Source organism: Massilia sp. ZL223, assembly GCF_018119395.1.
Lineage (GTDB): Bacteria > Pseudomonadota > Gammaproteobacteria > Burkholderiales > Burkholderiaceae_D > Telluria.
Genome location: NZ_JAGPWD010000012.1, coordinates 59,721 through 81,029, shown reverse-complemented (window position 1 = coordinate 81,029; position 21,309 = coordinate 59,721). Strand labels below are relative to the sequence as shown.

Here is a 21,309-nt window from a genome sequence, read left to right as displayed (position 1 = left end):
GGATACCCACGTATTAGGAATGCTGCGCGCAATCGCCGACGACGAGCTCGAGCTGATGCTGGCCTGGCGAAATGCGCCGACCGTGCGCGCGAACATGTACACGCGTCACGAAATCACCCTTGCGGAGCATTCGGCCTGGTGGCGCGCCACCCAGCAGCGCCCCGATCGGCGCTATTTCATGTACGAGTACCAGGGCCGCGCCTGCGGCGTTGTCGGATTTACGGACATCGACGCGGCGAGCCTGAATGCCTCCTGGGCCTTCTACGCGGCGCCTGATGCCCCGAAGGGGACCGGCAGCCGCATGGAGCTGCTGGCGCTCGACTACGCATTCGACGAGCTGAAGCTGCACAAGCTGCATTGCGAAGTGCTGGCCTTCAATGAGGCCGTCATCAGCCTGCACCAGAAATTCGGTTTCCAGGTCGAAGGCATCCTGCGCGACCAACACAAGGTCGATGACAAGTTCGTCGACGTATACCGGCTCGGCATGCTCGACGCTGAGTGGACCATCCAACGTGGTCCCATGTTCGTTAAACTTATTCGATTTGTCCAAGCATGAACACCACTCCGAAAATTACCATCGCCGGCCGCGATATCGGCCCCGACTTCGCGCCCTATGTCATCGCGGAACTGTCCGCAAACCATAACGGCAAGCTCGAAACGGCCCTGGCCATCATCGAAAAGGCCAAGCAGGCGGGCGCCGACGCGGTCAAGCTGCAAACCTACCGGCCCGACACCATCACGCTGAAGAGCGATGCAGAGGATTTCCGTATCCGCGGCGGGCTGTGGGACGGGCGCACCTTGTACGACCTGTATGAGGAGGCGCACATGCCCTGGGAGTGGCATGCGCCGCTGTTCGAGCACGCCCGCAAGCTGGGTATCACCATTTTCAGTTCGCCTTTCGACACGACCGCGGTCGACTTGCTCGAAGACCTGAACGCCCCCGCTTACAAGATCGCCTCGTTCGAAGCGGTCGACCTGCCGCTGATCAAGTACGCTGCCGGCACCGGCAAGCCGCTCATCATCTCGACCGGCATGGCCGACGCCGAGGAAATCCAGGAAGCGATCGCTGCGGCGCGCGACGGCGGCTGCAGGGAGCTCGCCATCCTTCACTGCGTGAGCGGCTATCCGGCTCCGGCCGAGGAGTACAAGCTGCGCACCTTGGCGGACATGATCGTTCGTTTCGGTCTGGTGACTGGGCTCTCGGACCACACCCTGGACAATACCACCGCGATCACCAGCGTTGCGATGGGGGCCTCGATCATTGAGAAGCACTTTACCCTGGATCGCAAGGGCGGCGGGCCGGACGACAGCTTTTCGCTGGAGCCCGCCGAACTGGCCGGTCTGTGCCGCGACAGCAAGACCGCATGGGCGGCGCTTGGGACGGTCGACTACGGTCGCAAGTCGAGTGAGCAGGGCAATGTGAAATTCCGCCGTTCGCTGTACTTCGTCAAGCCGCTGCAGGCCGGCGCCGTCATCAGCGCCGACGCAGTGCGCAGCGTGCGTCCCGGCTTTGGCGTGGCGCCGAAGCATCTCGAAGAGATCATCGGCAAGACCGTGCGCCAGGACGTGGCCGTGAATACGCCGGTCTCGTTCGACCTGATCGGCCCAGCGGCCTGAGCGAGGAAAAGGACTTGTCCATGTCGCAGGCGGTCAAGCAGCGCTCGATGTCGTGGTACGCCCTGGCGTACGCCGGCACCGGCATCGCACAGAAGGGCTTCGGCTTCCTCCTGGCGATGTGGCTTGCGCGCACGCTGACAAAAGACGAGTATGCGCAATTCGGGCTGTTGTTCGCGCTCCAGTCCGGCCTGACCGCGTTCGCGATGGCAGGGATCGTCGAGGTCGTGATTTCCTTCCTCGGCACCCATCGAGACGCCCCTGCCCGCGCCCGCCTCTATCGCGCGGCCAATACGGTGTTTCTCGGCTTGTCGGGACTGCTGGCGGTGGGCGCCGTGGCGGTCTACCTGCTTTACCTGCGCGGCGCCGGGATCGGCATGTGGCCTTTCGTCTGCGTGCTGGCGGGGGCGCTGCTGGCTGCCCAGTTCCTTGTGCAGGCCAGCCTCGTGCGCCTCGAGGAGCGCCACGGCGCCGCCATTGTGTTCGCCTTCTGGGCGCCGGTGGCGGGTTTCGTGGGCGCCGCTTGCGCCTTCGCACTGCGGCCGGCGGTCGACAGCTATTTCTTCGGCTTCGCGGCGGCCTCTCTGCTGACGATGCTGGCGGCGCGGCTCCGTGGCGCCGGCTATTTCAGCGCCAGCCGCGACGCCGCCGAGATCGCGCCGGTGCGCAAGTCGATCGGCCCGTACATCGGGGTCGCCGTACTCGGCTGGGCTAGCGGCTACGGCAACGTCTGGGTGGTCGAGGGCCTGTTCACGCCGGCCCTGGTAGCCGAGTTTGCCTTCGCCTACACGCTGGCGTCGATTCTCCAGCTGGCGGCGAACGCCATGAACCAGGTCTGGAGCCCGCGCTTCTTCAAGATCGTCGGCACGCTCCCACCGCACGAGATCGAGTCGCAGAACATGAAGTTCTACCGTCTGCAGGGGCTGGTGCTGGGGCTCGTGTCGGTCGCGTTCCTCGTAGTCCTGCCGCATCTGCAGCGCCTGTTCGGTGGCAACCTGTCGGAGTACCACGTCACCGGCGGCCTGGCGTGGCTGTTCGCCGGCTACGCGGTCACCATCCCATGGTGGCATGCGCAGAATTATTTCCTCTTCAAAGGCGAGGGCGCGCGCTTGATGCGCATCGTGCTGGCGACCACCGCGACCGGCATGCTCGCCTGGTTCGGCGTCATGGTGGCCTTGGGGCCGGCCGGGATTTACCTCGGCTTTTTCCTGCTGATGGCGCTACGCTCGGCGGGCATCTGGTTCGTCGCGCGGCGCTTGTGGTCAATCGGCCTGCCCTGGCAGGGCCCGGCGATCGCCTGCGCGCTGATCGCGGTTCCCGCGCTGGCAGCCTTGTAAAAAAACATGGATAAATCGATAGTCTTGAAAATTCTGCGCGACGCGTTTCGCATCGACCGCGTGCGCTATCCCGAGTCCAGGGTGCTGACGGTCGCGCATGACAACGACCGCAGCTTGCTGCACAACGGTCGTTGGTACTCGCCGCTGGTCGATACGATGGAAGACGATCTGCGTCTGCGCGACCTGCGGTGCGCCAGCATCGCCCGCATCATCTCACGCATCAAGGGCGACGTCGCCTACGGCAACGTGATGTCGCCCGAGGGCGCGTTCGCGCGCGCGCTCCTGGTCAAGCGGCTTTCAAGCCGTTTCTCGGGCGGCGTATACCCGTACTCGGCGATGGAGGAAAAGATCTGGGGACACATCCTCGACGAGACCGGCGCCAGGAAGGTCTTCGGCATCCAGCCTTCGCGCGAAATGTGCGTGGCCTGCCACAAGCGCGGCGTCTGGGTGGCCGACGTGCAACATGGCGTGATCGGTGAGAGTCACCCCTGGTACGGCATCCGTTTCCGTGGCGAGGACCCGAAAGAATGGTTGCCGGACGCCTTTGTCGTCTGGGATGCCGGCAGCGCTGCCGTGATCGACCGCTGGGCCGCGGCCAAGGGCATCGAGACCATCGTGACCGGCAACCGCTGGGTTGCCCGCTTCCTCAAGCGCGCGCCGCACGATCGCCTGGTGGAGGAACTGTTCGCGACCTACGGTGACCGGCTGGCCGCGCCGACGGGCATGAAATCCATTCTGATCACGCTATCTTGGGGTAACGAAAACATTCCGAACGGCTTTCTGCCCGATGCGCTGTGCGACATCATCCGCAGCACCCAGGGACGCTACGACTGGAAGGTGCGTCTGCACCCGAACCAGCTGAGCGGTTTCGCGACCCATGAAGGGCAGCGCTTCAACCAGTTCTTCGAGAAGCACCTGAAGGGACTGGTCGAATGGGAAGCCGCGACTCGCGCGCCTTTACCGGTGGTACTGGCGCAAACCGACTTGCATCTGTCGTGGGCCAGTTCCGTAGCCATTGAGGCGGCGCAATGCGGCATTCGCAGCGGCCTGATGGAGCCGGCGTTGCGTGACCCAAACAAATTTGGGGACTATTACACGTATTATCGGAATAGAGGGATGATCGATTTCCTCGAACCAACCCAGGATGGTATCATCGACTGGATTTCCGCAAACCTTGACAGCAGGCAGGCTCCCGAAGCCTTTGGCGCCTACGACCAGGCCTATGCGCGTCTGCTCGATTTCCTGGCGAATTGAGTGATGCTCCAAGCAGATTATCAAGATGGCACGCCGGGCGCGGCAGGTACCGACATGACGCAGTCCGGCGGACCGGGAAGCCTGTACGCATCGGCCCTGCTCGTCCTCGTCGTGTTCGCGGTGGCCTCCCGTTCCCTCGTCATTTCGGCGGCGGCGCTCGGCGCCGGCATCGTCCTCGTTCTGCGTAGCCTCGATGTCTTGCTGGCCGCGCCGCCCCGTGAAAAATATTTGCTCGTCGGCACCGCTTGCATCCTGACGCTGAGCCTGCCGTTTGCAGTCCTGCGAAGCGAAACCGCGCTCGCGCACTTTTTTGTGACCCTGTTGTCTCTTCTGACCGCATTCCTACTGACGCGTTCGCTCGAGGCGTATTTCCAGGCGTCTCGGGTCGCGCTGTACGCTTCGATCGGTGTCGTGGCGGCCTATCTAGCGACCAGCGGTCTGGCCAACTTCCCTCTGGAACGCATGATTCCGGATTCGAGCAGCAATGGCATCACGTCCTATCTTGTTATCTTGCAGGCCAATTATTGCGTAGCCAGCTATCTGAACCGCGGCAGGCTGCCCTTGCTGAGCACCTTGCTCACGCTCGGCATTTGCGTGGTTGGCTATGGACGTGGCTCGATCCTCTCTGCGACCGTGATCATCGCCGCCAATTTCATGACCTTCGCACTGCGCAAGAACCCGCGCCACTTCTTCGTGGCCATTGGCTTGTGCACCGCGGTCGCGGGCGGGCTGGCGGTGGCGTACGGGGAACAGATCAGCCTGTTCGTGGAGGCAAATACGAAGATCGGCTCAGGCCTGTACGACCGCCACCGCGACGCGATCATCCAGGATTACAGCAGCAAGATCGACGACGATTCGCTCGCGATCCTGGCCGGGGCCGATTACCGGAACACGGTGATCGAGCTGGACTATAATAACAATCCGCACAATTCGTACATCCGTGCGCATCACATCTTCGGCCTGCCTTACCTCGCCCTGATGCTGCTGTTTCCCCTGTTGTCCTCGCTCAGGCTGCCCTGGCGCCTGCGCGCGTATCCACTGGCCTTGGCGGCGGTCATGCTGTTCCGCGCGGCCACCGAACCGATTCTCTTTCCGACGATGCTCGACGTATTCTTCTTTTCGGTGTGTTTCATGATGCCGCGAGCGGCGCAGCGCCGGCCGGGAGCGACGCATGGCTAACCAGCAGTCGCACGCCAACAACTTCAATCTGCTGCGCCTGATCGCCGCCTTCCAGGTGATGTGGGTGCATGCGCTGAACCATTTCGGGTTCGAGGGGCCGCTGGTTTCCGCGCTGAAGATCGCTCCCGGCGTACCAACCTTTTTCTTCATCAGCGGCCTCCTGATCAGCGCCGCCTACGAGCGTTCGCGGCCGGCCGGATTGGCGGCCTTTTTCCGCAACCGCTTCCTGCGCATTTTTCCGGCGCTGTGGGCGTCGATCCTGGTCGCCCTGGGCACGGTTCTGGCTCTGGGCTACTTGTCGAGCCAGTCGTTCACGATCGCGCATTTCGCCGCTTGGTTGGCCGGGCAGGCCAGCCTGTTCCAGTTCTATAACCCGGATTTCATGCGCGGCTTCGGCGTGGGCGTCCTGAACGGGGCCCTGTGGACCATCTCGGTAGAGTTGCAGTTCTACCTGATCACGCCGGTGCTGTACTGGATGTTCATGCGCCGGCGCGCGCTGCTGGCCACGCTGTTCGGACTGTCGCTCGCGCTGAACCTGTTCTTCCGCTACAAGCTGGATTGGAGCAGCGTGCCGATGAAACTGGTCTACGTGTCCTTCCTGCCCTGGGTATACATGTTCATCACCGGCATGTTAGTCCACGCCTATCGCGACCGGGTCGACGGGTTCCTGCGGCGCATTCCGCTGGCGGTGGTGCTGGCGGTCTTCCTGGCCTCGATGGTGTTTTTCGGCCCGTACGAGCTGAATTCGAGTAACGCCATCAGCCCCTTGTCGTTCGCACTGCTTGCCGCGCTGATCCTCAAGGTGGCCAAGCGTCCGCTGCGCCTGCCCACTGCGTTGAACGACTTTATCCGGCGTAACGATTTCTCATACGGCTTGTATCTCTACCATATGCCGGTGATTAATGTAGTGCTTTATTCAGGCTGGCTCAGCGGGCAATTCAGCCTGCTGGCGACGGCGACGTTGAGCGTAGTGGCTGCCGTGCTTTCCTGGTACGTGGTGGAGAAGCCGGCGCTGAGTGCAAAAGTGAAGATTGATCGAAAATAAACAATGAGTGAAATGAACAAGACGCGGCCTTACCAAGTTTGCACGAACTGCGTGATGGACACGACCGATACCCAGATCGTGTTCGACGACAAAGGCGTGTGCGACCACTGCAATTCCTACTATGCGCACACATTGCCGAACTGGCACACCGGTGAGCAGGGCCAACGCGAACTCGATGCGATGGTCGCGGAAATCAAGAAGGCCGGCGAAGGCCGCGATTTCGATTGCATCATCGGCATGAGCGGCGGCATCGACAGCTCCTACCTGCTGTACATCGCCAAGGAAAAGCTGGGCCTGCGCCCGCTCGTTTTTCATGTCGACGCCGGCTGGAACTCGCAGATCGCCGTCAACAACATCGAGAAGCTGGTAGACGGCCTCGGCCTGGACCTGTACACCGAGGTCATCGACTGGGAAGAAATGAAGGACCTGCAGCTGGCCTTCTTCAAGTCCGGCGTATCGCACATCGATACGCCGCAGGATCATTCGTTCTTCGCGACCATGTACAAGTTCGCCCAGAAGTACGACGTCAAGTACATCCTGACCGGGGCCAACCTGTCGACCGAATGCGTGCGCAACCCGGTCGAGTGGATGTACTACCAGTCCGATTCGATCCAGCTGCGCGACATCCATCGCAAGTTTGGCCAGCGCCCGCTCAAACGCTATCCGGTGACCTCGATCTTGTGGCACAAGATCTGGCTGCCGTATGTCAAGAAGATCAAGGTCGTCCGCCCGCTGAACAACGTCGAGTACATCAAGCAGGACGCCGTCAAGCTGCTGAGCGAGAGGTTCGGCTGGCAGCCCTATCCGCAAAAGCACTTCGAATCGCGCTTCACGCGCTTTTACGAAAGCTACTGGCTGCCAGTCAAGTTCGGTTACGACACGCGCAAGGTCCAGTTCTCGAGCCTGATCCTGACCGGGCAGATGACCCGCGAGGAAGCGCTGACCAAGCTGGCCACCAGACCCTATGATGAGGCGACCATCGCCCAGGACTTCGAGTTCGTCGCGACCAAGCTGGGCATCACGGTGAACGAGCTTAAGGGTTACCTCGAGGCCCCCAACAAGACCTACCGGGACTACAAGTCGCAGCGCTGGATCTACGACGCTGGCGCCAAGGTGATGAAGGCTATGGGCCTGGAAGTCGGGGGCAAGCGATGATCACGATCGTCGATTACGGCCTGGGGAACATCCAGGCTTTCGCGGACATGTACAAGCGCCTGCACATCGAGGCCAGGCCGGCCCGTACGGCGCAGGAGCTCGAGAGCGCGAAAAAGATCATCCTGCCGGGCGTTGGCGCATTCGACTGGGCCATGGCGCGGCTCAATGCCTCGGGCATGCGCGAGACGCTGGACCGCCTGGTCAAGGAAGAGCAGCGCCCGGTGCTGGGCGTCTGTGTAGGCATGCAGATGATGGCCGACAGCAGCGACGAAGGCGAGCTGCCGGGCCTGGGCTGGATCCCGGCCCGCGTGAAGCGCTTCGACGACAGCCGTTTCACCCAGAAAGCGCGCCTGCCGCACATGGGCTGGAACGACGCCCTGCCGCGCGCTGGCGAGAGCCTGTTCCATGGCATGGATGACCCGCGCTTCTATTTCCTGCACTCGTATTACTTCGTCCCGGACAGCCAGGAACATGTGCTTGCCACCACAGACTACAACGGCCAGTACGCGTCGGCAGTCCGTTCTGGCAACGTCTACGGCACCCAGTTCCATCCGGAGAAGAGCCATCATTGGGGCATGCAGTTACTGAAGAATTTTGCGGAGATCTGACCGATGCTGCGTCCACGAATCATTCCCTGCCTGCTGGTGCAAAACGGCGGCTTGGTGAAAACGGTCCGCTTCGGCGAACCTAAGTATGTCGGCGACCCGATCAATGCCGTACGCATCTTCAACGAGAAAGAAGTCGACGAGCTCACCGTCATCGACATCGACGCGACCGCGCATAACCGCGAGCCGGACTACAACCTGATCCGCAACTTGGCGGCGGAATGTCGCATGCCGCTGTGCTATGCCGGTGGTGTGAAGACCGCCGAACAGATCGAGCACATTATCACGCTGGGCGTGGAGAAGGTGGCTGTCGGCGCGGCCGCCGTGCACAATCCGGGCATCATCGCCGACGCCGCAAAACGGGTCGGCAGCCAGAGCATCGTAGCCGTCCTGGACGTCAAGAAGTCCGGCTTCTTCAAGCGCTACGAGCTGTTCACCCACAACGGCACGCGCGCCACCGGGATGCATCCCGTCGAGTTCGCGAAAAAGGTGGCGCAATTGGGCGCTGGCGAGATTTTGCTGAATTCGATCGACCAAGATGGCGTGATGAAAGGCTACGACATGGACCTGGTCGACCAGGTGCGCGACGCGACCACGCTGCCGATGTCGGTGTTGGGCGGTGCCGGCAGCCTGACCGATATCGAGGGCCTGATCGGCCGTCATGGAACCATTGGCGCTGCCGCCGGCAGCCTGTTTGTATTCAAAGGAAAGTATAGGGCCGTGTTGATCAATTACCCGAACCGGGACGAGAAGGACCAGCTCTGCGCAAGCGGGATGGGCGTACGATGAAACAGATTTTGCAAAGCCTGAAAACCGGCGCGACCGAAGTGGCGGACGTGCCCGCACCCGGTGTCAAGCGCGGTCAGTTGCTGATCCAGACCACCCAGACGCTGGTTTCGGCCGGCACCGAGCGCATGCTTGTCGAATTTGGCAAAGCCAATTGGATCGAGAAAGCGCGCCAGCAGCCGGACAAGGTTCGCATGGTGCTTGACAAGATCAAGACCGACGGACTGCAGCCGACCATCGAGGCGGTGTTCAACAAGCTCGACCAACCCCTCCCGCTGGGTTACTGCAACGTGGGACGCGTGGCCGAGGTAGGCGCGGGCGTCGCCGGCTTCGAGGCCGGCGACCGCGTCATCAGCAACGGCAAGCATGCCGAAGTGGTCAGCGTGCCGGTCAACCTGTGCGCAAAGGTGCCGGACGGCGTGAGCGACGAAGAGGCCGCCTTTACCGTGCTCGGCGCCATCGCGTTGCAGGGCATTCGCCTGGCCAACCCAACCCTGGGCGAGACGGTCGTGGTGACCGGCCTGGGTCTGATCGGACTGGTGACCGTGCAGCTGCTGCGCGCGCACGGTTGCCGCGTGCTGGGCCTGGACTTCGACAAAGACAAGCTGGCGCTGGCGCGCAGTTTTGGCGCCGAGGTGGTCGACCTGGCGGCCGGCCAGGACCCGGTCGCAGCGGCGCAGGCGTACTCGCGCGGCCGCGGCGTCGACGCCGTGATCGTGACCGCCGCCACCAAGAGCAGCGAGCCGATGCACCAGGCCGCGCTCATGTGCCGCAAACGCGGGCGCATCGTGCTGGTCGGCGTCACCGGCCTGGAACTGTCGCGCGCCGATTTCTTCGAGAAAGAGCTTACCTTCCAGGTGTCGTGCTCTTACGGCCCCGGACGCTACGATCCGAACTACGAGGAGAAGGGCAACGACTACCCGGTCGGTTTTGTGCGCTGGACCGAGCAGCGTAACTTCGAGGCGGTGCTCGACATGGTGGCCGATGGCCGCCTGGACGTAAAGCCCTTGATCTCGCACCGCTTTGGCATCGCCGACGCCCAGCAGGCTTACGAGCTGGTAGGTGGGGCGGCGCCGTCCTGGGGCATCCTGCTACAGTATCCGGGAGTGGCGCTCACGCGCGAAGGACGCACCGTACAGGTTGTTGCCGCCGCCGCAACGTCTGGCGCGGCGAGCAGCGCGCCCGCAGTCAGTTTCATCGGCTCCGGCAACTACGCGAGCGCAGTGCTGATTCCAGCCTTTAAAGAGGCGGGCGCGCGCCTGCGCAGCGTTGCCTCCAGTACCGGAGTGAGCGGCTTGGCCGCTGCCCGCAAGTTCGGCTTCGACGAAACCACCACTGATACCGAGCGCGTGTTCGCCGACGAAGGCACCAATGCAATCGTCGTCACCACCCGCCATGACACGCACGCGCATTTCGTGCACAAGGCGCTCGAGTCGGGACGCGACGTCTTCGTCGAGAAGCCCCTGTGCCTGACCCGGGACGAACTGTCCGGCATCGAGCGCGCCTTCAAGCAGGCCACCCTGGCGCGCGGTGCCGCGCCGGTGCTGATGGTCGGATTCAACCGTCGTTTCGCCCCCCAGGTTCAAAAGATCAAGAGCTTGCTCGCAGGCGTGCAGGGACCCAAGTCCTTCATCATGACGGTCAATGCCGGCGCGATTCCCGCCTCGCACTGGACCCAGGACGCCGAAATAGGCGGCGGACGCATCGTGGGCGAGGCCTGCCACTTCGTCGACCTGCTGCGCTTCCTGGCCGGTGCGCGCATCAAGGAATGGCGCCACATGGCGCTCGATAGCGCCACCCGCGACTCGGTGTCTGTGACGATGAGCTTCGACGACGGTTCGATCGGCACTGTGCATTATTTCGCCAACGGCAGCAAAGCCTTCCCGAAGGAGCGTCTGGAGGTGTTCGCCGAGGGGCGCGTGCTGCAGCTGGATAACTTCCGCAAGCTGAGCGGCTTCGGCTGGCCGGGGTTCAAGAAAATGAACTTGTGGCGCCAGGACAAGGGCCAGAAGGCCTGCGCCGCCGCCTTCATCGGCGCGGTCGCCCGCAGCGCCGGTGCGCCAATTCCAGTCGACGAGATCTTCGAGGTCAGCCGCGTCGCGATCGAGATCGGCGAGGCCTTGCGTTGAGTGTACTCGCAGGTGCCGGAAAGTATTGGCACACGATCAGGCACCTCAAGCCGGTGCAGGTGTACGGTCGCTTCGCGTTCCGGTTACTGCGGCCGCGCGTCGACACCGCGCCGGCGCCGGCGCCGGCCGCCGCGCTCGGGCGCTGGGTTGAGCCGGCGCGACGCGCGCCGAGCATGACCGGACCAGGCAGCTTCTCGTTCCTGGGCACGCAGGCGCGCCTGCAGGACATCGGCTGGGACAACCCTAGGCTGGAGAAACTGTGGCGCTACAACCAGCATTACTTCGACGATCTGAACGCCGAAGGCGGCGCTTCGCGGGCCGCTTGGCATGCGGCGCTGATCGCGCAATGGGTCGCCGATAACGCGCCGGGTACGGGAACCGCGTGGGAGCCGTATCCGACTTCGCTGCGCATCGTCAACTGGGTGAAGTGGATGTGCGCGGGGAACCCGTTGCCGCCAGCGGCGCTGCATAGCCTGGCGGTGCAGACTCGATGGCTTACGGGCCGTCTCGAGCGCCACCTGCTGGGCAATCACCTGTTCGCCAACGCCAAGGCCCTGGTCTTCGCCGGCCTGGCGTTCGAGGGTGCCGAGGCAGGCAAGTGGCTCGCGCTCGGCCTGCGCATCATCGCGCGCGAACTGCCGGAGCAGGTGCTGGCGGACGGCGGGAACTTCGAACGCAGCCCGATGTACCATGCAATCTTCCTGGAAGACATGCTCGACCTCGTGAATGTGGCGGGTGCCCGCCCGGGCCGAATCGATGCGGGCGTCGTGCGGGACTGGGAGCAAACGGCCGTCCGCATGCTTGGCTGGTTGCGCGGGATGTCCCATCCCGACGGCGGGATAGCGCTGTTCAACGACGCCGCGCTGGGCATCGCGCCGGACCATGCGGGGCTCGAAGCCTATGCCCGCCGGCTGCAACTGGCGCTTCCGGTTGCCGCCGGGGCGCCGCTGCCGGCCTGCCAAGCCTGGCCCGAGAGCGGCTACGTGCGGCTCGAGGCGGCGGAAGCGGTAGCGCTGCTCGATGTCGGCCCGGTCGGGCCGGACTACCTTCCGGGCCATGCGCACGCCGATACGCTTTCGTTCGAATTGTCGCTGTTCAGGCAACGCGTGATCGTCAACGGCGGAACCTCGCGCTACGGACTCGGCCCGGAGCGCGAGCGTGAGCGCGCCACCTGCTCGCACAGCACCGTGGAGGTCGACGGCCAGAGCTCTTCCGAAGTCTGGTCCGGGTTCCGGGTTGCCCGGCGAGCCTATCCGTTCGGTTACGCCGCGCGTTGCGCCGACGGCGAGGTAGAGGTCGCTTGCTCGCATGACGGCTACCGGCGCCTGCCGGGCAAGCCGGTGCACCGCCGTAGCTGGACCTTGCGCAACGGCAGGCTCGAGATCGCCGACCTCGTCAGCGGCGGCTTCATGCGTGCCAAGGCGCGCTACATCCTGCACCCCGACGTTGCCGTCGAGGCCGGAGAAGGGCAGTCGTTCGTGCTGAAGCTCGCAGGCGGACAGCGCTGCGTCTTCGAGGTTGCGGCAGGCCGCGCCAGCCTCGAGCCGGCGCGCTATGGACCTGTGTTCGGCCCCGTCCAAGACACCATGTGCATTGCCGTCGAGCTGGACGACAAGGCAGCAACCATCACCATCAACTGGATCTGATGTGCATATTCTATTTCTAACGGACAATTTCCCCCCGGAAGTCAACGCTCCGGCCAGCCGCACCTATGAGCATTGTCGCGAATGGGTCAACAAGGGGGCGGCGGTTACAGTGATTACTTGCGCTCCAAACTTTCCAAAAGGGAAGGTGTTTCCAGGGTATAAGAACAAACTCTGGCAGACTGAGACCATGAACGGCATCAGGGTAATCCGTGTCTGGTCCTACATCACGGCCAACGAAGGCACGGCGCGCCGTATCCTCGATTACGTGAGCTTCATGGCGACGTCGACGCTGGCGTCCTTGTTCGTGCGCAAGCCGGATGTCGTGGTAGGCACCTCTCCGCAATTCTTCACGGCCTGCGCCGCTTACGTGGTGGGCCTGCTCAAGCGTAAGCCATGGGTTTTCGAGCTGCGCGACATCTGGCCCGAGTCCATCAAGGCGGTAGGCGCCCTGGGCGACTCGTTCGCAATCCGCATGCTGGAGCGGCTCGAGATGTTCCTGTATCGCAAGGCCACCCGTATCGTCGGCGTGACCCATGCGTTCAAGGACGTGCTGGCCAAACGCGGCGTCGATCCGAAAAAAATCGATGTCGTCACCAACGGAGTGGATCTGAGCAATTTCGGTCCGCAGAACAAACACAGTGAGCTCGAGCGCAAGCTAGGGCTTGAAGGCTGCTTCGTGGCTGGCTACATCGGCACCCACGGCATGGCACACGGGCTCGAAACCCTGCTCGAGGCTGCCCGCAGGCTGAAGGAGACCCCGGGGGCGGAGAAAGTCCGCCTGTTATTCCTGGGCGATGGGGCCCGCAAGGCGGACTTGATCGCGCTGGCGAATTCCATGGAGTTGAATAACGTGCTGTTCCTGGACTCGGTGCCCAAGGCCGAGGTTCCGCACTACTGGTCCCTGCTGGACGTGTCGATCATCCACCTGCGCAAGACCGAGCTGTTTGGCTCGGTGATTCCGTCGAAACTCTTCGAATGCATGGGCATGGGCATTCCCGTCCTGCATGGGGTGCCGGGTGAATCGGCCCAGATCGTCCGCGACGAAGGCGTCGGGGAAGTGTTCGAGTCCGATAACGCGGAACAGCTGACTGACGCTCTGTTGCGCCTGCGCGCCGATACCGCGCGCTTCGATACCTATCGCCGCAATGGGCTGAATGCTGCCAAGCGCTATGACCGCAAGAACTTGGCTGGCAACATGTTGAATATCCTGAGGAAGCTGACTAAGCATGACCAAGAAAATAATGATGGTATTCGGAACGAGACCGGAAGCTATCAAGATGGCGCCGCTGTACCACGCCTTGCGGGGGAACCCCGCCCAGTTCGAGACGATGTTGTGCGTGACAGCGCAGCATCGGCAGATGCTTGATCAGGCCCTGCGCGTATTCGATATCGTCCCCGACATCGACTTGGACCTGATGAAGTCAGGCCAGGATCTGTTCGACGTCACTTCGTCGGTGCTGCTCGGCATGCGCCATGTGTTGCGCGAATACCGGCCTGACGCCTTGCTTGTCCACGGCGATACAACGACGACCTTGGCGGCGGCAATGGCCGGTTTCTACGCCGGGGTGCCGGTTGGGCACGTCGAGGCAGGCCTCCGCACCCATGACGTGCACTCGCCTTTCCCGGAAGAGTTCAACCGCCAAGTCGCTTCGAAGCTCACCCGCTGGCATTTCGCGCCAACCGAGCAAAGCCGCGCCAACCTGTTGGCGGAAGGCGTGAAGGAACACGAGGTCCACGTGACCGGCAATACTGTGATCGATTCGCTGCTGTGGATGCTCAAGAAGATCGATTCCGATCCGCGCCGGCAGGACGAGGTAGAGACTTTCCTCGCGATGCGCCTGCCTGTCGACTGGCGCAGCAAGCGCTTCGTCCTTATCACGGGGCACCGCCGCGAGAATTTCGGCGACGGGTTCCTGCAGATTTGCGAGGCGCTCAAGGAACTTGCAGAGCGCTTTCCAGCGGTACGCTTCGTCTATCCGGTGCACCTGAACCCGAACGTGCGCGAACCAGTGCAGGCGATCCTCGCCGGGCTGCCCAACGTGCACCTGATCGAGCCGCTCGACTATGAACCCTTCGTGCTGTTGCTCAGGCATTGTTATCTGGTGCTGACGGACAGCGGCGGCATCCAGGAAGAAGCGCCGAGCCTGGGTAAACCTGTGCTGGTGATGCGCGACGTCACCGAGCGTCCCGAAGCGGTTGCAGCGGGGACGGTGCGCCTGGTGGGCGCCAACCGCGAGCGGATCGTCGCCAACGTCGCCGAGTTGCTGACGAACGAGGATAGCTACCGCCAAATGGCGTGGGCTCACAATCCCTATGGCGGCGGTGACGCTTGCGAACGAATTATTGAAGTGTTGAGGAAATTTTAAATGTTAAGGAAAAAGACGGTCTGCGTAGTTGGTCTGGGCTACATCGGCTTGCCCACCGCTGCTTTGCTCGCCAGCAGCAATTACGATGTGGTCGGCGTCGACCTGAATGCCGATGCGGTCCATACAATTAACCAGGGTCGCATCCACATCGTCGAGCCCGATCTCGACGCCTTTGTCCGCTCGGCGGTCGCTTCGGGACGTCTAAAAGCCTTCACCACGCCGCAGCCCGGTGATGTCTACATGATCTGCGTGCCGACCCCGTTCCACGAGGGCGAAGGCATCCCCCAGCCGAATATTGACTACGTGCTGGCAGCCACCCGGAGTATCGCCGGCTTTGTGAAGCCAGGCGACCTGGTGATCTTGGAATCGACTTCTCCGGTCGGGACGACCCAGCACATGGCCGACGTACTGTCCGAAGCCGGAGTGGACGTGTCCACGGTCCATATCGCTTACTGCCCGGAGCGCGTCCTTCCCGGCAAGATCATGTCGGAACTGGTGGAGAACGACCGTGTTATCGGCGGGCTGACCGCGGAGGCGACTGCGACGGTTGCAGGGTTCTACCGCACCTTCGTCCATGGCCAGGTACTCGAGACCGACGCCAAGACCGCGGAGATGTGCAAACTGACCGAGAATAGCTTCCGCGACGTGAACATTGCCTTTGCCAACGAGTTGTCGCTGATTTGCGCCAAGGAGGGCATCAATGTCTGGCAGCTCATCCAGCTCGCCAACCGCCACCCGCGTGTGAACATCTTACAGCCAGGCGCCGGCGTCGGTGGACATTGCATCGCAGTCGATCCGTGGTTCATCGTTGCGCGCGACCCGGAAAATGCGCGTCTGATCCGCACGGCACGGGAGGTCAACAACGCCAAGACCGCATGGGCTATCGACCAGATGAAGATTGCCGCTGCAGACGCCAACGCCCGTACTGGACGCAAGGCGAAGATCGCCTGCTTTGGGCTGGCCTTCAAGCCGGACATCGATGACCTGCGCGAATCTCCCGCCCTGTCGATCGCGGAAGCGCTGTTCGATCAGGGCTACGACGTGATCGCAGTCGAGCCGAACATCGAAAGCCATGGGAAATTCGAGCTGGCAGAAGTCGATGAGGCCATCGCCACGGCCGACGTGATCGCCGTGCTCGTTAAACATCGTCAGTTCACCGATAGCAAGGTGAAAGCAGCGTTGGCCCAGGCAAATGCGCTCGATTTTTGCGGGGTCCTGGCCGAACAGGCGCGTCCGGCCGCCTGAGCAGTCAACTTGTCTTCGCGAGGCGGACCATCTCCGCCTCGCAAAGACAAGCGCAACGTTTACGGCGTGAAGCAGATCCTTGTGTCTGAATTAGCGTCGATTCCAGCCGCGTAATGTTTATGTCAACAGCATATCAAAGACGGTTTTCCATTCGAATTCAATGACTTGGGGTAACTCACATTGATTAATGGATATATGCGGTTTAGAAACAACGTTATGCGTGATTCTTATACTGGAATAGTCTGGATTCAAGTTTCCTTATGTTAAGATGCTGTTTTGTTGTCTACGATCTTTATTGGGAAGTCGAGAACCTCCAGTCATTAAATGATGAATTTGCTTAATTTTGTTGATGGCGGAGTGGGACTCGGATTCGTCGTCGCCTTCGCATGCGCTGTCGTCACCGTGTTGACCACCAAGTGGCATGGCAAGCTGACGCTCGACGGGACTGCCGGTGTGCAGAAATTCCACACTGTCCCGACCCCACGTGTCGGCGGCGTGGCCATCATGCTCGGACTGATTGCGGCCTGCGCCGCCGCCGACGCCCCGCTGCGCACACTCTTCGCGCCGATCTTGCTCGCGGGCCTGCCGGCTTTCTTGTTCGGCGTCGCCGAAGACCTGACCAAGGGGGTTTCGGTGCGTACGCGTCTGCTCGCGACCATGGCCAGCGGGATGCTCGCTTGGGCGATTACCGGCGTCAGCCTCTCCCATACCGGAATCTGGGGCATCGACCAGTTGCTCGCGTTCGCTCCGTTGTCGGTGCTGTTTACCGCCTTCGCAGTTGGTGGAGTAGCCAATGCCGTCAACATCATCGACGGGTTCAATGGTCTGGCCAGCGGTACAGTCGCCATCTGCCTGGCTGCGCTAGGTGTTATCTCCCTAAACTGCGGCGATGTCGTGCTAGCCAAAATGTGCTTTGCGGTGTTAGTGGTGACCTTGGGTTTTTTCTTTGTTAATTTCCCATTTGGTAAGCTGTTCCTTGGCGACGGTGGAGCCTACCTGCTGGGCTTCCTGTTGGCTTGGATCGCAGTGATGATTCCCGCGCGCAATCTGAGTGTCTCGCCATGGGCGCCGCTGCTGGCCTGCGCCTACCCAATCTTCGAAACCTTGTTCACCATCGCGCGCCGTCTGTGGACCAGAAGCGATCCGGGCCAGCCCGACAGTCACCACCTGCACAGCCTGGTCAAGGTGGCGATTGCCCTGCGGTGGTTCCCGAACCTGCGCGCCGATCTGCGCAACTCCTCCGTGTCGCCGTTTTCCTGGGCGATTGCGGCACTGCCTGCCTGCCTGGCCATCAGTTTCCCGGATATGCCAGTTACACTCGGGCTGTCGTTCGTGCTCAGCTTCGCCGTCTATTTATGCTTTTATTGGTATCTCGCCTCGGTAAAGCGCAGCCTGGCGCTCGCTGTCCCCGCGGCGGCGGCCAATGAAGAGATGGATGCAGACAACCTCTCGATGACCGCCTGATCGCCGCTTCGCGGGCGGCCGGCATGTCGGCGTGCCCGTATCGAGCCGTGATCCATCCCATGTTTTTAATCACGCCCTCCGTGGCGTTTGCTTAGTGTGCTGACTCGACTTAGGACTTCCTTCAAAGGTGGCTGCTACAGCTGGCTGGTGCTCGGTGCGGCTAATGCCATCGCAGCGACACCGACCCTTCAGGGCCAATCCGGATATATCAACATGCCTTCCGCTGTCGTCGAGGCGGACGGAACTTTCTCGGCCGGCTACGGCTACGACAAGCCCTACGGCAGCTTGTGGGCAACTGCCACGGTGCTGCCCTTTCTCCAGTTTACCGGTCGTTACGTCGCGATCTCGGGCATCCAAGGCTTTAGTGGTGGCTACGGCAAGGACTATGGTCGCTACAAGGACAAGGTGGCGGACGCCAAGCTGCGTCTCTGGAGCGAGTCCGACTGGCTTCCCGCCGTTGCCGTGGGAGCGACCGACCTGCTGGGCACCGAGCTGTTCAAGGGCAAATATATTGTTGCCACGAAGACCTTCGGCCCCGCACACAATATCGAAGCAAGCTTGGGCTTCGGCCGTGGACGTCCGGAAGGGCCGTTCGCCGGGGTGCGCTGGAGCCCGCAGTCTTTGCCCGGCTGGTCGGTCGTCGCCGAATACGACGCGAACGATTACAAGAGGGACTTTCGCGCCAACCTGACTTCCGCCAGCTCGCGCGAAAAAGGCCCGGCGCTCGGTGTCGAATACCGCTGGGGATGGCTGGGCGCGCAAGTGGCCCGCCACCGCAATCATTTCAGCGCCAACGCCTATGTAAGTATTCCGTTCTCTGAACGCGAGTTCATTCCCAAGCTGTTCGAGCCGCCTTATTACCAGCCGAAAAACGCGCCGGTGCGTGCGACCCTGGCCCAATGGCAAGATCAGCCAAAACACTCGGCTGCGTTGATCGACGCCCTGGCCCGACAGGGTTTCAAGAACATTCGCATCGAAGTCGACGGCACCACGTTCAAACTGAGCCTGACCAGCAAGCGCATTTCCAATCTCGGTCGCGCCGTTGGGCGCGCGTCGCGGACCGCGCTGGCATTCGCGCCGACCGGCACGCGTGCCATCAAGGTGACGTATACGAAGCTCGAACAGCCAGTCGCCACCTTCGAGTTTCTCGACCTGCCGACTATGTCGGATTACCTGACTGGTATGGTTGGACGTGAAGCGTTCCTGCAGACGACGGTGGTGCGCTACGCCACGCCGGCGGACCGCATCCTTATCGACGAGAACCAGATGTTGCTGGCGGTAGGCGAGCAGGGCGGGCTGAACGTGCAGGTCGGTCACGAAGGAGAGATGGTCAGTGCGCAATCCGAGGATCGCGAAACAAATCGTTTCAAGGTTGTGCCTAAAGCCAGTTTCTTCTTCAACGATCCCAGCGGCGCCCTCCGTTACGAGATTTGGGCCGCTGCTAACTACGACCGACGTCTCGCGGAAGGCACCTACCTGAACGCCGCGTTGAAGCTCAACCTGTTCGAGAACGTGTCGGGCGTGACGCAGACCTCGAACAGCCTGCTTCCGCACGTGCGAAGCGACGTTGCCGAGTACAAGCGCGGTAGTCGCCTCAAGCTAAACAGGATGCTGGTCAACCATTATGCCCTTCCAGCCGAGCGCGTATACGCCCGCTTCTCAGCCGGCTTGTACGAAGAGATGTACCGCGGCCTGGGTGGCCAGGTGCTGTATTTGCCGAGGGACAGCCGATGGGCTGCCGATTTTGCGGTTGATGCGCTCGAGCAGCGCGGTTTCAAGGGATGGTTTGACAAGCGCGATTACCGGACGGTGACGACGCTGGGGACTATGCACTACAGGTTGCCTTACGATATGACCGTGAGCGCACGGGCAGGGCGCTTTCTGGCTGGAGACAAGGGGGCTCGCTTCGAGTTCAAGCGCCGCTTCCGTTCAGGCATCGAGATCGGCGCGTGGTACACCCGCACCAATGGTCGCGATACGACGGGTCCTGGTACCCCCGCCGAGCCGTACTATGATAAAGGCGTCTTCTTGTCGATCCCGATCAACTCGATGTTGCCGAGCGATACCCAAGCAGTGGCAGGCGTGGCGATCTCACCGTGGACGCGCGACGTCGGCCAGATGGTGGCCACTCCCGGCGACCTCTACGAAATGCTTGAAGATCCGCGCCGAGACCTCACCGCCTATGATGGTCTGGGCAATTTTGCCGAGCGCCGCGACGAGCAGAAGCTGGACGTCATTACCCAGCCGGTACGCCCCCTGCCGAGCGCCTGGCCGGCCTTCCGCTGGCGCCTGGAGCAGTCGGTGTCGAACTCGCCGACCCTGCCGCAATGGGCAGGCGGCGCCCTGTTGGGCGGCGGCGCGATCCTGGCCGGCGCCGCGCTGGACAAGCCGGTCGACCGCATCATCAGGAAGCACGCGGATTCGCGCGCGGCCAATGCCTACGGCAACGTCGGCAAGGCCATGCCCTGGCTGCTGGCCGGTGCCGCGGGCTCGGCGATCGCCTTCGGCGACGACCGCATGCAAAACATGGGCATCATTTCGCTCCAGTCGATCGCCGGCGCCGCAGGGGTGTCGATGGCCACCAAGCGCCTGGTCGGCCGCGCCCGCCCTTACGAGGAGCGCGGCGCCTTCAGCAGCTCAGGCAAGCGCTCGGATGCGTCCTTCCCGTCGAACCATGCGGCGGTGGCCTTCGCGGCGGTGACGCCATTCGCCCAGGAATACGACGCGCCTTGGCTGTACGGCCTGGCCGCGGTCGGCGCCATGGGCCGGGTGGCGGACCGCCAGCACTGGGTGTCGGATGTCGTCGGCGGCGGCCTGGTGGGGTATGCGATCGGCAGCTGGCTGTGGCAGGCCCAGCGCGAGGATCCGCGCTCGCGCCTGGCGATTACGCCAGGCAGGAAAGAGCTCAGCGTGACCTGGAGCACTACCTACTGATCGACCGGCCGCCTCGTGCGGCCGGTTTGCTTTTGCAAGGATGCGACATGTGCGCCAGCCGCACCCGCAAAATAAAACTGGCCGCGATTGCGGCCAGTTTTTCCATTGTCGCAAGCGCCTCGCGGCGCCGTCGATCAGTGGTGGGTGGTTGCCGAGTGGCTGGTGCTCGAATCGCTGTCAGCTGCAGCGATTGCAACGCCAGCGACCACAGCGCCGATAGCGACCATTGCAGCGGTCGACAGGCCGGTGCCAGCAACACCGGTAGCGGTGGTGGTGGTAGCGGTGGTGGTGGTGGTGGTCGACTGCGCAGCAGGGGTTTCGGTCGATGCGGTTTGTGCGAACACCTGGGCCGACATCAGGCTCAGGGCAGCGGTCATAGCGAGGAGCTTCTTCATTGTAGATCCTTTGTTCAAAGTGACGGTATATCCGTATGGTGCATTAACTGCCACGGCATTATAGCAACGAAAAGTTGAGTTGTATTAATCCGGTAATGTGAAAACGCCAAAACTTGTCACAAAATTGTATATATGCGTATCAAATGACCTCATTA

17 protein-coding genes are annotated in these 21,309 nt (G+C 62.3%); 16 read left to right on the top strand and 1 reads right to left on the bottom strand.

Features of this window, described 5'->3' with window-relative positions; translation table 11 throughout:
- Window positions 1–19 precede the first annotated feature (19 nt).
- The 16 genes from pseH to KBW95_RS10260 all read left to right on the top strand — a co-directional run bounded on the left by pseH (window position 20) and on the right by KBW95_RS10260 (window position 20,759).
- Window positions 20–556: a UDP-4-amino-4,6-dideoxy-N-acetyl-beta-L-altrosamine N-acetyltransferase gene (gene pseH, locus KBW95_RS10335; protein ID WP_211528184.1), complete on the top strand. Its 537-nt coding sequence runs from the start codon at window positions 20–22 to the stop codon at window positions 554–556.
- Window positions 553–1,617, top strand: a complete 1,065-nt coding sequence (gene pseI / locus KBW95_RS10330) for a pseudaminic acid synthase (protein WP_211528183.1) — start codon at window positions 553–555, stop codon at window positions 1,615–1,617. Before pseH ends, pseI begins: the two co-directional genes overlap by 4 nt.
- A gap of 14 nt (window positions 1,618–1,631) precedes the next feature.
- A complete protein-coding gene (locus KBW95_RS10325; protein WP_211528182.1) occupies window positions 1,632–2,951 on the top strand; it encodes a lipopolysaccharide biosynthesis protein in 1,320 nt (439 codons plus the stop codon).
- A 6-nt stretch (window positions 2,952–2,957) separates the two neighbouring features.
- Window positions 2,958–4,205, top strand: coding sequence for a hypothetical protein (locus tag KBW95_RS10320; protein WP_211528181.1), 1,248 nt, complete (start codon window positions 2,958–2,960; stop codon window positions 4,203–4,205).
- Entirely contained in the window at window positions 4,206–5,384 is a 1,179-nt protein-coding gene (locus KBW95_RS10315; RefSeq protein ID WP_211528180.1) for a hypothetical protein, read from the top strand.
- On the top strand, window positions 5,377–6,429 hold the full coding sequence (locus tag KBW95_RS10310; RefSeq protein WP_211528179.1) for an acyltransferase: 1,053 nt from the start codon (window positions 5,377–5,379) through the stop codon (window positions 6,427–6,429). The genes KBW95_RS10315 and KBW95_RS10310 overlap by 8 nt, the downstream gene beginning before the upstream one ends.
- A gap of 3 nt (window positions 6,430–6,432) precedes the next feature.
- Window positions 6,433–7,584, top strand: a complete 1,152-nt coding sequence (locus KBW95_RS10305; protein WP_307727644.1) for an N-acetyl sugar amidotransferase — start codon at window positions 6,433–6,435, stop codon at window positions 7,582–7,584.
- On the top strand, window positions 7,581–8,192 hold the full coding sequence (hisH, locus tag KBW95_RS10300; RefSeq protein ID WP_211528177.1) for an imidazole glycerol phosphate synthase subunit HisH: 612 nt from the start codon (window positions 7,581–7,583) through the stop codon (window positions 8,190–8,192). The genes KBW95_RS10305 and hisH overlap by 4 nt, the downstream gene beginning before the upstream one ends.
- A gap of 3 nt (window positions 8,193–8,195) precedes the next feature.
- Entirely contained in the window at window positions 8,196–8,978 is a 783-nt protein-coding gene (locus KBW95_RS10295) for an AglZ/HisF2 family acetamidino modification protein (RefSeq protein WP_211528176.1), read from the top strand.
- Window positions 8,975–11,104 carry a bi-domain-containing oxidoreductase gene (locus KBW95_RS10290; protein WP_211528175.1) on the top strand — a complete coding sequence of 710 codons (2,130 nt, stop codon included), beginning with the start codon at window positions 8,975–8,977 and terminating at the stop codon, window positions 11,102–11,104. The genes KBW95_RS10295 and KBW95_RS10290 overlap by 4 nt, the downstream gene beginning before the upstream one ends.
- Window positions 11,101–12,750 carry a heparinase II/III family protein gene (locus tag KBW95_RS10285; protein WP_211528174.1) on the top strand — a complete coding sequence of 550 codons (1,650 nt, stop codon included), beginning with the start codon at window positions 11,101–11,103 and terminating at the stop codon, window positions 12,748–12,750. The genes KBW95_RS10290 and KBW95_RS10285 overlap by 4 nt, the downstream gene beginning before the upstream one ends.
- Window positions 12,659–14,116, top strand: coding sequence for a glycosyltransferase family 4 protein (locus KBW95_RS10280; RefSeq protein WP_229429662.1), 1,458 nt, complete (start codon window positions 12,659–12,661; stop codon window positions 14,114–14,116). Before KBW95_RS10285 ends, KBW95_RS10280 begins: the two co-directional genes overlap by 92 nt.
- Window positions 14,028–15,116, top strand: a complete 1,089-nt coding sequence (wecB, locus tag KBW95_RS10275) for a non-hydrolyzing UDP-N-acetylglucosamine 2-epimerase (protein WP_229429661.1) — start codon at window positions 14,028–14,030, stop codon at window positions 15,114–15,116. The genes KBW95_RS10280 and wecB overlap by 89 nt, the downstream gene beginning before the upstream one ends.
- Entirely contained in the window at window positions 15,117–16,361 is a 1,245-nt protein-coding gene (wecC, locus tag KBW95_RS10270; protein WP_211528172.1) for a UDP-N-acetyl-D-mannosamine dehydrogenase, read from the top strand. It abuts the gene before it with no gap.
- Between the two features lie 324 nt (window positions 16,362–16,685).
- On the top strand, window positions 16,686–17,825 hold the full coding sequence (locus KBW95_RS10265; protein ID WP_229429660.1) for a glycosyltransferase: 1,140 nt from the start codon (window positions 16,686–16,688) through the stop codon (window positions 17,823–17,825).
- Window positions 17,826–17,921: 96 nt separating this feature from the next.
- On the top strand, window positions 17,922–20,759 hold the full coding sequence (locus KBW95_RS10260; RefSeq protein WP_373888782.1) for a YjbH domain-containing protein: 2,838 nt from the start codon (window positions 17,922–17,924) through the stop codon (window positions 20,757–20,759).
- A gap of 134 nt (window positions 20,760–20,893) precedes the next feature.
- Here the strand turns inward: KBW95_RS10260 and KBW95_RS10255 are convergent, their stop codons facing one another.
- On the bottom strand, window positions 20,894–21,154 hold the full coding sequence (locus tag KBW95_RS10255) for a hypothetical protein (RefSeq protein ID WP_211528170.1): 261 nt from the start codon (window positions 21,152–21,154) through the stop codon (window positions 20,894–20,896).
- Between the last annotated feature and the right edge of the window lie 155 nt (window positions 21,155–21,309).

Coding starts and splice junctions, on each gene's coding strand:
- pseH (WP_211528184.1), top strand. CDS start 20: ATGCTGCGCGCAATCGCCGACGACGAGCTCGAGCTGATGCTGGCCTGG.
- pseI (WP_211528183.1), top strand. CDS start 553: ATGAACACCACTCCGAAAATTACCATCGCCGGCCGCGATATCGGCCCC.
- KBW95_RS10320 (WP_211528181.1), top strand. CDS start 2,958: ATGGATAAATCGATAGTCTTGAAAATTCTGCGCGACGCGTTTCGCATC.
- KBW95_RS10310 (WP_211528179.1), top strand. CDS start 5,377: ATGGCTAACCAGCAGTCGCACGCCAACAACTTCAATCTGCTGCGCCTG.
- KBW95_RS10305 (WP_307727644.1), top strand. CDS start 6,433: ATGAGTGAAATGAACAAGACGCGGCCTTACCAAGTTTGCACGAACTGC.
- hisH (WP_211528177.1), top strand. CDS start 7,581: ATGATCACGATCGTCGATTACGGCCTGGGGAACATCCAGGCTTTCGCG.
- KBW95_RS10295 (WP_211528176.1), top strand. CDS start 8,196: ATGCTGCGTCCACGAATCATTCCCTGCCTGCTGGTGCAAAACGGCGGC.
- KBW95_RS10290 (WP_211528175.1), top strand. CDS start 8,975: ATGAAACAGATTTTGCAAAGCCTGAAAACCGGCGCGACCGAAGTGGCG.
- KBW95_RS10280 (WP_229429662.1), top strand. CDS start 12,659: ATGGACCTGTGTTCGGCCCCGTCCAAGACACCATGTGCATTGCCGTCG.
- wecB (WP_229429661.1), top strand. CDS start 14,028: ATGGCGCCGCTGTACCACGCCTTGCGGGGGAACCCCGCCCAGTTCGAG.
- wecC (WP_211528172.1), top strand. CDS start 15,117: ATGTTAAGGAAAAAGACGGTCTGCGTAGTTGGTCTGGGCTACATCGGC.
- KBW95_RS10265 (WP_229429660.1), top strand. CDS start 16,686: ATGATGAATTTGCTTAATTTTGTTGATGGCGGAGTGGGACTCGGATTC.
- KBW95_RS10255 (WP_211528170.1), bottom strand. CDS start 21,154: ATGAAGAAGCTCCTCGCTATGACCGCTGCCCTGAGCCTGATGTCGGCC.